Below are 14,339 nucleotides of genomic sequence, written 5' to 3'. Positions count from 1 at the left end.
GGCTACAAATCCAGGACGTATACCGGATTTTTATCCTGACAAGATACAAAAACCAGACTGCCGCCCTAGTCATTCCCACAAGTTTCCTCTCCTTCAGTCAGATTTGTGATTACCCCTTTTATGCTTAACTTGATCTGATAAACCTGACAATAACTAATCCGATATGAAAGCACGAAGAACTTTTATCAGAAAATTAAGTGGTATCACCGCTATGCTGGCAATGGGGTCTGCTGCCCGGGCAGGCCAGCTGAACCCCTCAGAAGCCCCGAAGGGGGATCAGAAAGAGCTGGAAGGAGGCTTTTTCCATATGGTATTCTTCTGGCTGACAGACGATACCCCCGAAGTAAAAGAGAAATTCCTGAAAGAGCTGACTCTCTTCATTAAACAGGTGGATGAGATAAAAAAGGTCCATGTGGGCCCGCCGGCAAATACAGATCGTGATGTGATCGACAACAGCTATTCCATAAATCTGCTGGTCACCTTTGACTCCAAAAAGGAGCACGACCAATACCAGGAGCATCCCGCCCATCTGAAGTTCATTGAGAATGCATCCTCCCTTTGGAAAAAGGTGCTGGTATATGATAGTGTAAACCGAACTTAACGCTCTTACCATTTTAAATCTTTACTTCATGAAAAAACGATTTATCCTCCTGTTAATTGCCATCATGACAAGCTCCATAACTATGGCACAAAATGAATTTTCAAGTGGCCTCATCGGTGTAGGTGTGGTCTGCAAAGACATCGAAAAATCCCTGGATTTCTATCTGAACGTAATCGGAATGACCAGGGTGAGTGAATTTGATGTGGACGAAAACTTTGGCAAGATCTCCGGACTCACCGATGGGATTGCCTTTCATGTGGATGTCTTGAAATTGCAGGATAGTCCCGGTGCCAACCAGTGGAAGCTGATGAGTTTTAAAAGAGAGGGCTCCCACCCCATCCCCGGCTACATCCATGATGATACCGGCGTGCAGTATGTCACCATCAACGTGAACAGCCTGGAACCCTTCCTGCAAAGAATTAAAAAGAATCAAGTGAAGCTTTTGGGAGAGACACCCGTCCAACTCAATGAACAGGACCATTTTGTGCTGGTCCGGGATCCGGATGGTACCTTTATTGAGCTGATCGGACCACTACACTAAAGAATAAAAAAACCTTCCATTTTCAAACGAATCTGAACGGTAAAAACTGAAGCAGCCTTCAAAAACAGAGAGAATTGAACTTGGTACACGGGATACTGCCACGTAGCGGCAGTATGGAGCCGGTTATTCTCGTTTCCTGGCTTTTTTTGCCTGTTTTACAGGCTCTTCCGCCTTTTTCACGTAATAGCCCTCCCTGGAGAGTTTATGGTCCAGCATGGCCAGACCATATACCAGTACGGCCGTGGCCGTGGCAGCCTGCTCCTGGTATTCGGGGATGCTCTTGTTATAAAGGTCCCGCTCCGTGTGCCAGATCTCTCCGTAATCAAAGTTATATCCCTTGGGATCAGCGCAATCAAAACCGATGGTTGGAACCCCTTTGACCGCAAAGGGCCCGCTGTCAGTTCCCCAGGGCTTTTCAGGCCTGGGAGCGGGTGTACGCTCCTTTAACTCCAGGGGAAAGTCGGGGTTGATGGTGTTGATCACCTCAGCGATCTCTTTGAAATCGTCCATCTGTGACGCAGCTACAGTCAGGCTCACGGGCACAGTAGGCCCTCCGTCGCGGTTCACCATATTGGAGACCTTCCCCAGGTCCGACTCGAAGCGCTCCACCCAGCTGGTGGATCCATACAATCCGAACTCCTCCCCGGCCCAGAGAATCACCAGGATGGTCCGCCTGGGTTTTCCCCCGGCCTCCATGATCAAGCGGGCAGCTTCCATGGAAGGAGTTACACCCGACCCGTCGTCCACACCCCCTGTGGCCACATCGAAAGCATCCAGGTGCCCACCCACAATCACATACTCGTCCGGAAATTCGCTTCCGGGAATGACTCCGATCACATTATGGTACTTTACCGGGCCCATTTTAAAATGGTTCCGGATATCGAACTCCAGCTGGAAGTAGCGTCGCTCCTCTGTCATCTGGTAGATCTCCCGGTACTGGTGCTCATCCAGTTTGATGTCGGGAACGGCGGGCAGTGTTTCAAAAGTCATATCATGCAGGTTCTTCCGGTCATAGAGTGCCCGGATCGGAGTTTTGGATGACTGTATAATCCCAAGGATTCCCGCCTCCACCATCTCCCTGTAAAAGAGTGCCGGCTCATCCATCAGGGGCAACAACTCTTTTTGTGGTTTATCCGTTCCGCGATTGTTCCTGTTCTCCCTCCTGATCTGGCTGTTTATCTTTTCAGTTTCTGCATTGACCAGTTTGATGGAGTCGCGAAGTGTATCGGCCTCCGCCGAAATATCTATGGGCCAGCCCTGGTTCTCACCTCCTACCAGCACCCAGGCCCCTTTCAGAGCTCCCTTTTTCCTGTTGAACTCAGCCTCTGTCCGGGGCTCAATAAGCACATGACCGCGCTGCACCCCCCTGGTTCCCGAGGTATAGGAGGGCGTTGCAAAGTGCAGGTTCATTCCTTTTTCCCCGATAAGCCTTCCAAACCAGGGACCGCGGTTAAAACCCACCGGCAGCTCACCTATCTCATCCATCACCACCTCCAGGCCCCACTCTTCAAACTTACTGGCTGCCCACATGGCCGCATTCTCATAAGCATCCGAACCGACAAGCCTTCCTCCAAAGCGGTTACAGAGGATATCCAGGTGCTCCATGGTCCGGTTATCGCTCTGACCAATCTCCACGATCTTCTCCATCACAGGATCCCTTTGTGCATGCAGGTTCAGGCTTAAAGCAAAGCCTGACAGGAGCAGGAAAAAAGTATGAAATGTCATTTGTACGGGGTTTTAGGAATTATAAGAAGCATCAAATATAAGAGATAAAATCTTTTTAGTAACTTATGCTGCTTCAATGGGAAAATCCGATGACTGAGCATAGACCCGGAAGGGCCCATCTGAAAATCGCGATCAGCACCGTAGCCCTTGTTGCTGCCATGGTGCTGAACATCGAGTATATATCCCTGGCCAGGCAGAATCAACAGTTAAAAACCGACCTGGCGGAGATCAACCATATCCGGTACGGGCTTCTGAATGTGGATGAATGGAGCAGTCAGCTATCTACCATTCTGAGTATTAAAATACTTGAATTCCAGCTCACCCCCGAAAGCCGGGATAAGGTGCTTCAGAACCTCGAAAACATCCTCTATCAGCTGATTGATGATGTGGAGCAGATGATGAAGACCAGAACATCGGGCAGGCTCTCAGGCATAAAAAGCTGGTTTTCCGGATTTACCATTAACCTGGATCCCCTGCGCGACAGTGTTCCTTCCTATGCCAGCCAGATCGTAAACGAACTGAATAGGCCGGAAAACAAGGCCTTCATCCAGCAGTTCCTCTCCGACAAACTAAATGAATTTGCCTCCTCTACCTATAATCTGGATGAAATGGCCCCGCTACAGGTTATAATGGAACGCTACGACTGTATCGACAAGGATCTATGCAAGGTAATCATACAGGAAGAAATCCAATTAAAAAACAGGGACATCAAGCTGCGTGTGATCCTGATTTTGCTCCTGGTTACCCTTGCCTTTATGGTCAATCTGCTCACAAAACGAAAACTCAACCAGGTGCAGGCCACCCTGCTGATCGCCGCCTCCTTCTGCCTGCTGCTGGGAGGGATCACCACTCCCATGATCGACCTGGAAGCCAGGATAGATCATCTGATGTTACAGCTGATGGGAGAAAAGATCACCTTCCTGAACAACATCATCTTTTTCCAGAGTAAAAGTATTACCGATGTGGTCCGTATCCTGATCGAAGAGGGAACCTTGCCCATGATCTTTGTGGGTGTGCTGGTATTCACCTTCAGTATCATTTTTCCCTCCTTAAAACTGATCAGTTCCCTGCTCTACTCGTACCGAATTAACAAGCTGAGGGAGAACATACTAATTCAATTCTTCGTCATCAAATCAGGGAAATGGTCCATGGCCGATGTAATGGTGGTAGCCATTTTTATGGCCTATATCGGATTCAACGGGATTATCGGTAGTCAGCTCGACCAGCTTACAGAGCTTTCCGAACCGGTTGAAATCTTTACCACCAACGGAACCCAATTGCTGGGAGGGTTCTATCTCTTCCTGCTCTTCTGTGTCTCCAGCCTGGTACTTTCTGAAACAATAACACGAAAATCATGAAACTGAAAAACACCTTTCTCCTGGCGCTGCTTTTACTTCTGCCCTTCACCATCAGTAGTATCGGGGCACAATCCGCCCTGGAAAACATCACCACCATCAAGCAGGGCGTAAAAAGTAAAAGAGTCAGCAGCTTCGATCGCTCGGGAGGAAACAACGATCGCTTTGAGAACATCGAACCCGGTGAAAAGAGGGTGATTGCTGATATAAAAGGAGCAGGATGCATCAACCATATCTGGATCACCATCAGTCCGGAGGCCCCCGGGCTGAACCGTTCGGATATCATCCTCAGGATCTACTGGGACGGAAAGGAATACCCCTCGGTGGAATCGCCCATCGGACCCTTTTTCGGGCAGGGCTGGGATGAGACCTACCCATGGGCCTCTCTTCCACTGGCTGCCTCGCCTGTCAAAGGAAATGCCCTGGTTTCCTACTTTAAAATGCCCTTTGCCAGAGGAGCCCGGATCGAAATAGAGAACCAGGCAGATATTAAGATCGGGGCCTTCTACTTTTACCTGGACTATATCGAGCAGGAGAAGCCCGCCGAAAACCTGGCCTATTTTCACGCCTGGTATAATCAGGAAGTGACAAAAGCCGCTCCCGAAGGGGAGAATGAATGGGGCATCCTTCCGGCAGAAACCGGGGAAAATCCTCTGGGGAAGGGGAATTACAAGATCCTGGAGACAAGAGGCAAGGGACACTACGTGGGAGTAAACTATTTTGTCAACTGCCCTACCCCGGTCTGGTATGGAGAAGGGGACGACATGTTCTATATTGATGGATCGGAGAAACCCGTGCTTCACGGAACCGGCACTGAGGATTATTTCAACTCTTCCTGGTGCCCCAATGAACTCTACAAGCATCCCTACTTTGGCTATGCCCGCGTCCCTGATCAGCTGATGTGGATGGGCCGGACCCACTGCTTCCGTTTTCATATTGAAGATCCCATTTACTTTGACAGGTCCCTGCTTTTTAGTATTGAACACGGACACAACAATGTGCTTACCCTGGAAATGGCATCCGTAGCTTACTGGTACCAGGATGCACCGGTGAAGCTGAAACCCATACCGGACAAGGAGGCACGCAAACTCATGCCGGTGATCAATATGATAGATATCCACCGGTGGCGGCACGAGTGGCGAAAGAATATGGGAGAGGAGAGCAAGCCCTGGGGCAATGAAACTATTCCTCAATAAGATTCCGGAGAAGCAAAGCTCCTTCATGGTTAGAATAAGTTAGATTGTTCAGGGCGGAAAAATACCATGTTTCAGGTATATGGTAAACGCTCAAACTTCTGTTATTTTGCATACGATGAAAGGGAGAACCGTTTTGGTTATGAAGCAGTTGACAGCCAGTCTCATGGTCTTGATCATGAGCTTTGTAATAGTGAACAGGGCGCTTTACATCCATATCCATTTGATGCCAAACGGTTCTCTGGTCAGTCACGCACACCCTTTTTCAAAAACTGCGGATGATCATAAAGCAAAAGATCACCAGCATTCCAGCCTGGAATTATTTCTGCTGGACCAGCTTGATATTATCACCATCTAGGCATGTGCCATATTTGTGCTGAAAGCCTGTCCCCGATCCATTGCCTTCCGTTTCCGGGCCTTAAACAGCCTGCTGCCCTCTCTGGTTCCGGTTTCTCCGGGAAGAGCCCCTCCGGCAAGTGTGTAATTCGTTTTCATTCCTGTATCAGGGCCTAAGGCCCATGTTAAGGAAGTATAGTGTGCCGGCTGGCACGCAGATCCTCATTACAATTACACACAAAAAACAATGTTTAAAGCACATATCATCTCCATTCTGTTTCTGTTAAGCCTCTTTCAATTCATGCAGGCACAAAAAAAGCCAGGTGACGCAAACCTGCTTGGTCATGTAGTAAGTCAGGGTCGCCATATACCCTTTGCCAATGTGGCAGTGAAGGGTACCACCATCGGGACCGTAACGGATGAAACCAGTCACTTCCATCTTTTCAATCTTCCTGTTGGCGAACAGACCATCGCGGTCAGTGTCATTGGTTATAAGCCCCGGGAAATGCCGGTCCATCTAAAAAAACAAACGACTGCCGAACTGAAGTTCGAACTGGAAGAAGATATTATGAATCTGGAAGAGGTGGTGGTCTCAGCCGACCGCAGCGAACAGAAGCGAACCGAAGCCCCGGTCATCGTGAATACCATCGGATCACAGATCTTCCGCAGCACACAGAGCCAGACCCTGGGCGAGGGGTTTAACTTTTCACCCGGACTTCGTCTGGAGAACAACTGCCAGAACTGTGGATTCTCCCAGGTAAGGATGAACGGTATGGAAGGGGCCTACTCCCAAATCCTTATCAACAGCCGTCCCATCTTCAGCGGACTGGCAGGGGTCTACGGGCTGGAACTGATCCCTTCGAACATGGTGAAAAAAATAGAGGTGGTCCGTGGAGGAGGTTCGGCCCTCTTTGGCAGCAATGCCATTGCAGGAACCATCAAAATCATTCTCAGGGACCCGGTACACAACAGTTACCAGGCAGGAGCTTCCTACGCGCAAACGGGAGTGGGTGTGGAAGGTTCAGGGGGTAATTCGGCAGACTATTCCATCACTTTCAACACTTCCGTGGTATCAGACGATCGTAAATCAGGCTTATCTCTCTATGGGTTTTCCCGGAAGCGGGAGATATTCGATGCCAACAAGGATAGTTTCTCCGAACTGGCTCCTCTCGAAAATCTGACCTTCGGGGCCCGGGCTTTCCACCGCTTCGGAAACCGTGACAAACTGACCCTGGATTTCTTCGCCATAAATGAAGAGCGCGACGGAGGTAATATGCAGGACTACCCGGAGCACGAACGGGACATCGCCGAAGCCGTGGAACACCGAATGAAGGTGGCGGGAATCACCTATGAACGTTATCTGCGCGACTATGACCTGCTCTCCTTTTATACCTCCGGGCAATTCCTGGACAGGGATTCATACTACGGAGCGGAGCAATCCCTGAACGGTTATGGAAACTCCAGGGATAAGACCTATAATCTGGGTGTGCAGTACAAGGCAGTTGTCGGAAATTCAAGCCTGGTCAGTGGCATTGAAAACACAAGCGGATTCCTGTTGGACAAAAAGCTGGGCTATCCCGATTGGGACAGGGCTGTTATCTCAGGGGATAACAAGGAGTCCATCCCCCATACGCAAAATACCGTCATTGCCGATCAGTCCTCCCTTACCACCGGGGTGTTCGTCCAGTACGATCTGAAACTGAACAAATTCAAAGCTGCTCTGGGGGCCCGCTTTGATCACTACGCGATCAAAGACCTGGTAAACGAAGATAAGGGATCAAGCAAGGGCACTGTGTTCAGTCCACGGATCAGCCTGATGTACAGGTTACTGGAGTCTCTTCAGGGCAGGCTGAGCTATTCACAGGGTTACCGGGCCCCCCAGATTTTCGACGAGGATCTTCATATAGAGACCTCCGGATCCCGCCAGGTCGTTCATGAGAATGCCCTGGACCTGAGGCAGGAAACAAGTCATTCCATAATGGCCTCCCTGGATTACAACAGACAATTTGGCCGCACCAGTACGGGACTGCTGGTGGAAGCCTTTTATACCCGACTGGAGGATGCCTTTGCCAATGAATACGGGTCACCCGATGAAGGTGGCACGGTCATTTACACCCGGGTAAACGCCGAAGGCCGCGCCTGGGTAAACGGCATCAACATGGAGTTCAAACTCAGGCCGTCGGGAGATTTTGACCTAAGCTCAGGTTTCACCCTGCAGAACCGTGAATTTGAAAAAGCTCAGGAATTCGAAGAGACCCACTTTTTCCGGTCACCCGACTCCTATGGATTCCTGGCCCTGGATTGGGACTTTGCCAGACGTATTTGCCTGTCTGGTACAGGAACTTACACCGGTAAAATGCTGGTTCCCTATTTCGGAACAGAAAACCCGGAAGGAGAACTGCGTACTTCTGATCCCTTCTTCGACCTGGGACTGAAACTCGCATACACTGCAGAACTGAACGGGGCCTCCGTCGAATTTTCAGGAGGCATCAAGAATGTGTTTAATTCCTACCAGGATGATTTTGACAAGGGAATCAACCGGGACCCTGCTTATTTATATGGACCCATAAGCCCCCAGACAGTATTTATAGGCATCCGTTTTGGCAAGCTGCAAAGCCGGGACGGAATACCTTCAGTCAATTCGAAGCAGGGCAGCGTACCAGGCCGGGGCAAGTCGACACGTTCTGAAAGGCGAAAGCAGCATCGCGGAAATCGTCCGGGCAGACAGAATTGGTAATGGCAGCCTCATCCGGTAGTCCCCATGGCACTGGCAATAGCATTCACACTCAAAAGAAGGTCCTGCAGCAATTGATCGGCCCGGCCCTTCTCCCCTTCCTTCTGCGCCTGTCTCCAGAGTCTCAGCAAGTTTACCTGTTCCTGGTGAAGCGGGAGCAGCGCTTCGGCTCTTAAGCGGGTGGAAAGGTGATGATTGACCCTGCGCTCGGAGATGGGGGTATGCAGAAGATCAAGCATCATTTCCCGGGTCAGGGCCAGTTCCTTCAGCAGCATACCCAGGATATCAGCCCTGACCTGTTCCTTTTCAACCAGTTGGGCATACATGCTCATGATGTCCTCATCGGTGGCAGCCAGGCTGGTGTCCACATTGGTGAGTACATACCTGACAAAATCATCCGTTTTTACAAGCTCCTTCAGGAGGGCGTATTTCTCCTGCTCCTCCGTTTTCATCTTCAGCAGGGTGGATCCCACCCCATACCAGCTGGAGACGTTCATCCTGGACTGGGTCCAGCTGAAAACCCAGGGAATGGCACGCAGATCCTCCAGGCTTCGTTTTCCCCTGCGGCGGGACGGACGCGATCCGATCTTGCTTGATTCGATCACATCAATGGGAGTAGCCTGTTCATAAAAACTGATAAAGGAGGGATGCAAAGTCAGTTGCTTAAAGGCTTTGTAGCTCTCCTTTGCCATATAGGAAAAGAGGGTGCTTCGGTCAGGAGCATTCTCCGCCTGTTTCAGGTGATTGAGAATGGTCTGATAGGCCGTACCTGCCAACAGCAACTCCAGGTTATATGCCGCATTTACTTTATTGGCATACTTACGTTCAATGGTCTCTCCCTGCTCGGTAATCCTCAGCTGTCCGTTCAGGGTGCCGGGCGGCAGCGATTTCAGAAACCAGTGGGTAGGACCGGCTCCCCGGCTGATTGTTCCTCCCTTGCCATGGAAAAAACGGATCTTAACCCCGTGTTTCCTTCCGACTGCCTCCAGTTTCACCTGGGCATCGTAAAGGTGCCAGGTGCTGGCCAGGATTCCCCCGTCCTTGTTACTGTCGCTGTATCCGATCATCACTTCCTGCACCGGAAGGTTCCATTTACGTTTTTCCCTGACATATTCCAGGCTGTTTCTGGTCATCTTGTGTGAAAGAAACTGGTCCAGGATTCCGGGTGCCGCTTCCAGGTCCGTAATGGTCTCAAAGAGGGGTACCACCGGAACAGGACAAACCAGTCCCCCCGGAGTCAAGCGGGAGAAACCGGCCTCTCTGGCCAGCAGGAACACCGTGAATAAATCTGTCACGCTGCGGGTCATGCTCACTATCAGTGAGCCCAGTGCCCTTTCGGAATAACTCCGGATATGCCTGCGGAGGGAGTGAAAAACCTCCACGGCCTCCCTGGCCTGATCGGAAGGAAGGAACTCCGTTCGCGCATTAAAGGGCCGGTTCTGTTCCAGCTCGGAAAAAATGAACGATACAAGCCATCCCTTCTTTCCCGACAGCTCTTTATACTGCTCCGGAATACCGCTTCTGATAATATCTGTCAGGGCCTCTTCATAGTAGTGGCTGTTTTGCCTGATGTCCAGACGTGCCAGGTGAAATCCGAAAATCTCCAGGTGCCGGACGACCTGCTGAACATCATCCTGAGCCAGGAAACCGGCCCCAAAACTAAGCAGGGCAGATTTCAGTAAGTTCAGGTCCCGGACCAGCTCATCCGAATGGTGGTAGGAAAAGGGCCTGTCGGCCAGGTCGACACCCCCTCCCGGCTGTTCAGTCACAGGAAGCTTAAGCTTTAACAAGCGGACATAATGCCTGAATGGCTCGGGATGGGGGATAAGAGAGCCGGGCGACAATTCCTTTTCAAGTTCATTCAGTCTCCGGCTGAATTCAGGGCTCAGACAAGCGGGTTCGCAATAGATACTCACCCTGTGGGAGAGTTCATCCAGACGGGCCAGTACCAGTTTCATGGCATGAACCCTGAAGGCTTTCAGTGCCTGGCTTGTAACTTCCGCGGTAACCAGCGGGTGCCCATCCCTGTCCCCGCCCACCCAGTTACCAAAGCTTATGGCAGGAAAGTGTCTGCTGTCCTGCACCGAGGCGGGATCGTATCCTGCCTCTTTCCAGGCCTGTTGCAGCCTGTAGTCAAGCATGGGAAGCACTTCTGGAAAAACCTTGTAGAAATAGTGCAGAACATTCTCCAATTCGGACTCCAGGGCAGGTTTTTCGATAAAAATCTCCCCGATAAACCAGAGCTTATGGAGGATTCTCCGGATATCGTGTTTCACCTCCTCCTGTTCATATTTATTGTACATGGAATTCTCCCTTTTTACCATCAACAGATAAAGCTGACGGTAAAGCGCGAGAACAACGGGTCGTTTGGCCTCAGTAGGGTGAGCCGTAAGCACTGGTTCTACTTCAACTTCAGCGAAAATATCCAGAAGGACCGTCTCTTTTACCCCGAGTTTTTTCAGCTCGGAGAATACACTGCCCCATAATCCGTTCACGCTATCGAGTCCCAACTCATCATGTTTACGCCGCCTGCTCTGAACGGCCCCGTTTACCTCACAGAGATTAAGCAACTGAAAGGCAATGGAATAAAGGCGGAGAACCTTATGTTTATGGGGGCTTGAAAAATCCGGAGCCCTGCCTGAGAGCCAGGGAATCTGCCTGGCCAGATCTGCTTCTCCGTTCTCCTCCAGAACCCCGGCCAGACATTGAAGCAAGAATTCCAGATCGCGGTATGGTTTACCCAACAGCTCCTTAATTTCCGTATATCGGGATCTCATATCTTCTATAACAAGTACCCGGATCAGTAGTTCAATATTCCCTCAATCCTGTTCACCTCTGCTCTGCAACGATAACAGAAATGTTTATTCTTCTGATCCAGGTCCTCCACGTAAGTACTGGAACGCATTACACAGACCGGATTGCTGCAATGGATCAGGCCAAAGCTGTGCCCCAGCTCATGAATGATCACCTTACTGAATCGGTCAATCAATAAATCATAGTCCGGTTCCAGTCCGTAGTGTTCATTACGCAGGCGATAAAGCGAAGCAAGACCGGTATACCCTCCCAGGCTTGCCTGGCCGAAAATATAAGTAAGGATGGGGATGTAGAGATCCACCCGCACCATGCCAATGACCTTCACCGCATTGGCTGGAGCCCGCTGGGTGATCATCTTTAGCAATTTGTTGGCATCATACTGACGGCGTCCCGGATTATAGAAGTGGCTGATATCGAGACTGCAATCTTTCAGTCCCACGGGATAATGAAACTCCCGTGAAACATCCGCAGCGACCTTTCCGGTCAGTTTTTTCTCGAAAAGTCCGCACGACACCAGTATAATGCTCCCGGTCTCCAATCGGATCAGTCCTGATTAAGATTGTATTTTTTAATCTTGTTATACAGGGTTGCCCGGTCCACGCTCAGGGCTTTGGCCGTACGGGAAATATTCCAGCTGTATTTCTCCAGGATCTTGGCAATATGCTTCTTCTCCAGGTCCTCCAGGCTCTCAATGGAGGAGCTGATCACCTCCCTGCCCATGGGCAGATCCCTGAGCTTGATCACATTACCATCTCCCACAACAATAGAACGTTCGATCATGTTCTCCAGTTAACGGACATTCCCGGGATACTCGAAGGATTCGAGGTGTTTCAGGGCCGCCGGATCGATGGAGATCATATCCCTGCTCATGGAGGTACAGTACTTCTTGATAAAATGGTTCACCAGTCCGGGGATATCTCCGGGCCGGTCACGCAGGGGCGGAATTTTGATATTCACCACATTGAGCCGGTAGTACAAATCTTCACGAAAGGTTCCCTTATTAACCATTTCCTTGAGGTCCCGGTTGGTGGCACAGATCACCCTGAAGTCGGAGGCGATCTCCTTATTTCCACCTACCCGGACAAAAGTCTTGGATTCAAGGACCCGCAACAATTCCACCTGCATCTTGGAGGAGATGGTCCCGATTTCATCCAGGAAGATGGTTCCTCCGTCGGCCATTTCAAAGCGCCCTTTGCGGTTGAAGGCCGCCCCTGTAAAGGCTCCTTTCTCATGTCCGAAAAGTTCACTTTCCAGAAGGCTTTCAGAAAGAGCTCCACAGTGCACACTGATCAACGGAAAATACTTCCTGGGGGAATTCGAATGAATGGCCCTGGCTACCAGCTCCTTTCCTGTATTGCTTTCGCCGAATATGATCACCGATGAATCGGCCGGCGCCACCTTTTCCACCTCCTTCAACACTTTCTTCAGTACTTCACTTTCCCCTACAATATCCTCCACATCCACCAGGGTGGTCACACGCTCCTTCAGGTTTTCATTCTCAGCCCTGAGCGCCACCTGAGTGGCTGCGTTGCGGATCAGATGAGAAAGATCGTCCGGGTCAAAAGGTTTGGTCACATAATCAAAGGCCCCCTCCTTCAATGCCTGAACGGCCGTATCAACAGCTGCAAAAGCCGTCATAATGATCACAATGGGAACATGTGGAAGAGCCCGGATCCGGCGGTGCATTTCCATACCATCCATCCCCGGCATTTTAATATCACCAAGCACAATATCAAACTCCTTTTCATTCAGAAGCGATAGTGCCTTCTTGGCATTTTCGGCACATTCGACATGGTAACCATCATCAATAAACCAGTTATAAAGGGAATCCCTCACAGATTCTTCATCGTCGACTATCAGAATGGATACTAGGTTTGACATGATTTTATCTTTTAGACTTCCGTAAGAGAAAGCGTAATTTCAATAGTTGTTCCCTGGCCGGGCTCAGTTTTCACCTCGATCTGCCCCTTGTGGTTCTCCACGATACCATGCACGATAGAGAGCCCCAGCCCTATCCCGCTGGTATCTCTCTTGGTGGAGAAGAAAGGTTCAAAGATATGTGGCATATCTTCTTTGGAAATTCCCGTACCATTATCTATCACACTGATGGTGATATGCTGCTTATCCGGATTTGTGGTACGAATGATAATTTCACCCCGGTACTGGATGGCCTCTGAAGCATTTACCAACAGGGCCACACAGGCCTGCTTTATCTGGTTCGGACTACAGAGCACGCGGTCGTTTCCTGCTTTGAAATCCCTCAGAAAACTGATATCGGCTATTTTGATGGAATGGGTCATTAAACGGTAGGTCTCCTCCAGCAGTTTATGCAGGTGAACCGGCGACAGGTACAGGTATCCCGTTCCTCCTGCCTCATCTTCGCCGTAGATGCCATCGTAATAGAGGTCGGGATTCTCATGGATCCGGCGGCGTGCTTCAGCAATCAGTTCCCTGCGGGTACCGGAGGTAAGTGCCTCAGCCGGACAATCGCTTACACATGCCGGCAACTGGCCTTCCTGCAGGCGGTCGAAGCACATATCGCATTTCACGATATCCGGGTTGGAACTGAAATATTCAAATTTTGGAACATCAAAGGGGCAGGATACCATGCAATAGCGGCAGCCCATACACTTTCGGTCGCGCCAGATCACAGGCCCTTCCACGGTCTTGTGCATGGCCTGAGTAAGACAGGCCGAAGCACAGGCCGGGGTATTGCAGTGCATACACTGGCTCTTTACATAAATCTCTCCCAGCTCCGCATGTTCGTAGGCATTGATTACTGTACGCCTGTTTTCATTGGTCTTCCGTATGGTCCCGGGCATGGGATAATCCTCCGGATCGGGTTCAGGAAGACCTTGAGCCATGACGCAGGCCAGTTCACAACTCTGACATCCCACACAACGGGTCGAGTCGTAAAGAATTCCATAAAACTCTGTTTCAGCTCCTTTCTCAGGAACGGCATTCAGCTCTTTGCCTGTTCCAAGTGCCACCCCGGTGATCCCTAAAGCCCTGAAAAAATTACGTCTGTTAATAGCCATAT

Annotated in this window: 13 protein-coding genes; 6 read left to right on the top strand and 7 right to left on the bottom strand. The window is 50.3% G+C overall.

Annotation, left to right across the window (positions count from 1 at the left end):
• Positions 1–163: 163 nt before the first annotated feature.
• On the top strand, positions 164–601 hold the full coding sequence (locus tag P1P86_10345) for a Dabb family protein (GenBank protein MDF1575575.1): 438 nt from the start codon (positions 164–166) through the stop codon (positions 599–601).
• Positions 602–629: 28 nt separating this feature from the next.
• Positions 630–1,142 (top strand): VOC family protein, encoded by a 513-nt coding sequence (locus P1P86_10340; GenBank protein ID MDF1575574.1) that lies wholly within the window; start codon positions 630–632, stop codon positions 1,140–1,142.
• A gap of 123 nt (positions 1,143–1,265) precedes the next feature.
• On the opposite strand, the gene P1P86_10335 is transcribed toward P1P86_10340, so the two are convergent.
• Positions 1,266–2,867: a M28 family peptidase gene (locus tag P1P86_10335; protein MDF1575573.1), complete on the bottom strand. Its 1,602-nt coding sequence runs from the start codon at positions 2,865–2,867 to the stop codon at positions 1,266–1,268.
• 89 nt (positions 2,868–2,956) lie between these two features.
• On the opposite strand from P1P86_10335, the gene P1P86_10330 reads away from it, so the two are divergent.
• The 3 genes from P1P86_10330 to P1P86_10320 all read left to right on the top strand — a co-directional run bounded on the left by P1P86_10330 (position 2,957) and on the right by P1P86_10320 (position 5,773).
• Positions 2,957–4,225: a paraquat-inducible protein A gene (locus P1P86_10330; protein ID MDF1575572.1), complete on the top strand. Its 1,269-nt coding sequence runs from the start codon at positions 2,957–2,959 to the stop codon at positions 4,223–4,225.
• Positions 4,222–5,418 (top strand): DUF2961 domain-containing protein, encoded by a 1,197-nt coding sequence (locus P1P86_10325; protein ID MDF1575571.1) that lies wholly within the window; start codon positions 4,222–4,224, stop codon positions 5,416–5,418. Before P1P86_10330 ends, P1P86_10325 begins: the two co-directional genes overlap by 4 nt.
• Positions 5,419–5,557: 139 nt before the next feature.
• Positions 5,558–5,773 carry a hypothetical protein gene (locus tag P1P86_10320; GenBank protein MDF1575570.1) on the top strand — a complete coding sequence of 72 codons (216 nt, stop codon included), beginning with the start codon at positions 5,558–5,560 and terminating at the stop codon, positions 5,771–5,773.
• Here P1P86_10320 and P1P86_10315 read toward each other — a convergent pair.
• A complete protein-coding gene (locus tag P1P86_10315) occupies positions 5,770–5,910 on the bottom strand; it encodes a hypothetical protein (protein ID MDF1575569.1) in 141 nt (46 codons plus the stop codon). The two genes, P1P86_10320 and P1P86_10315, sit on opposite strands and share 4 nt — an antisense overlap.
• 88 nt (positions 5,911–5,998) lie before the next feature.
• Between P1P86_10315 and P1P86_10310 the strand changes: the two genes are divergently transcribed.
• Positions 5,999–8,488, top strand: coding sequence for a TonB-dependent receptor (locus P1P86_10310; protein MDF1575568.1), 2,490 nt, complete (start codon positions 5,999–6,001; stop codon positions 8,486–8,488).
• 8 nt (positions 8,489–8,496) lie between these two features.
• Here P1P86_10310 and P1P86_10305 read toward each other — a convergent pair whose 3' ends face one another.
• From P1P86_10305 to P1P86_10285, 5 genes are read right to left on the bottom strand one after another with little or no spacing between them, the layout of a single operon-like run.
• Positions 8,497–11,262, bottom strand: coding sequence for a phosphoenolpyruvate carboxylase (locus P1P86_10305; protein ID MDF1575567.1), 2,766 nt, complete (start codon positions 11,260–11,262; stop codon positions 8,497–8,499).
• Positions 11,263–11,285: 23 nt separating this feature from the next.
• Positions 11,286–11,837: an archaemetzincin family Zn-dependent metalloprotease gene (locus P1P86_10300; protein MDF1575566.1), complete on the bottom strand. Its 552-nt coding sequence runs from the start codon at positions 11,835–11,837 to the stop codon at positions 11,286–11,288.
• Positions 11,838–11,842: 5 nt separating this feature from the next.
• Positions 11,843–12,079: a helix-turn-helix domain-containing protein gene (locus P1P86_10295; GenBank protein ID MDF1575565.1), complete on the bottom strand. Its 237-nt coding sequence runs from the start codon at positions 12,077–12,079 to the stop codon at positions 11,843–11,845.
• A 9-nt stretch (positions 12,080–12,088) separates the two neighbouring features.
• Complete coding sequence (locus P1P86_10290) at positions 12,089–13,180, bottom strand: sigma-54 dependent transcriptional regulator (GenBank protein ID MDF1575564.1); 1,092 nt, start codon at positions 13,178–13,180, stop codon at positions 12,089–12,091.
• An 11-nt stretch (positions 13,181–13,191) separates the two neighbouring features.
• Complete coding sequence (locus tag P1P86_10285; GenBank protein MDF1575563.1) at positions 13,192–14,337, bottom strand: ATP-binding protein; 1,146 nt, start codon at positions 14,335–14,337, stop codon at positions 13,192–13,194.
• Between the last annotated feature and the right edge of the window lie 2 nt (positions 14,338–14,339).

The organism is Bacteroidales bacterium (assembly GCA_029210725.1).
In the GTDB taxonomy this organism is placed as follows: domain Bacteria; phylum Bacteroidota; class Bacteroidia; order Bacteroidales.
The sequence above is the reverse complement of the archived record's forward strand: the minus strand, read 5'-3'. Positions and strand labels throughout refer to the sequence as shown.

Bases quoted from the DNA above. Each gene is read 5' to 3' on its own strand.
- P1P86_10340 (MDF1575574.1), top strand. From the start codon at position 630: ATGAAAAAACGATTTATCCTCCTGTTAATTGCCATCATGACAAGCTCC.
- P1P86_10290 (MDF1575564.1), bottom strand. From the start codon at position 13,180: ATGTCAAACCTAGTATCCATTCTGATAGTCGACGATGAAGAATCTGTG.
- P1P86_10305 (MDF1575567.1), bottom strand. From the start codon at position 11,262: ATGAGATCCCGATATACGGAAATTAAGGAGCTGTTGGGTAAACCATAC.
- P1P86_10295 (MDF1575565.1), bottom strand. From the start codon at position 12,079: ATGATCGAACGTTCTATTGTTGTGGGAGATGGTAATGTGATCAAGCTC.
- P1P86_10330 (MDF1575572.1), top strand. From the start codon at position 2,957: ATGACTGAGCATAGACCCGGAAGGGCCCATCTGAAAATCGCGATCAGC.
- P1P86_10320 (MDF1575570.1), top strand. From the start codon at position 5,558: ATGAAGCAGTTGACAGCCAGTCTCATGGTCTTGATCATGAGCTTTGTA.
- P1P86_10315 (MDF1575569.1), bottom strand. From the start codon at position 5,910: ATGAAAACGAATTACACACTTGCCGGAGGGGCTCTTCCCGGAGAAACC.
- P1P86_10285 (MDF1575563.1), bottom strand. From the start codon at position 14,337: ATGGCTATTAACAGACGTAATTTTTTCAGGGCTTTAGGGATCACCGGG.
- P1P86_10335 (MDF1575573.1), bottom strand. From the start codon at position 2,867: ATGACATTTCATACTTTTTTCCTGCTCCTGTCAGGCTTTGCTTTAAGC.
- P1P86_10310 (MDF1575568.1), top strand. From the start codon at position 5,999: ATGTTTAAAGCACATATCATCTCCATTCTGTTTCTGTTAAGCCTCTTT.
- P1P86_10345 (MDF1575575.1), top strand. From the start codon at position 164: ATGAAAGCACGAAGAACTTTTATCAGAAAATTAAGTGGTATCACCGCT.
- P1P86_10325 (MDF1575571.1), top strand. From the start codon at position 4,222: ATGAAACTGAAAAACACCTTTCTCCTGGCGCTGCTTTTACTTCTGCCC.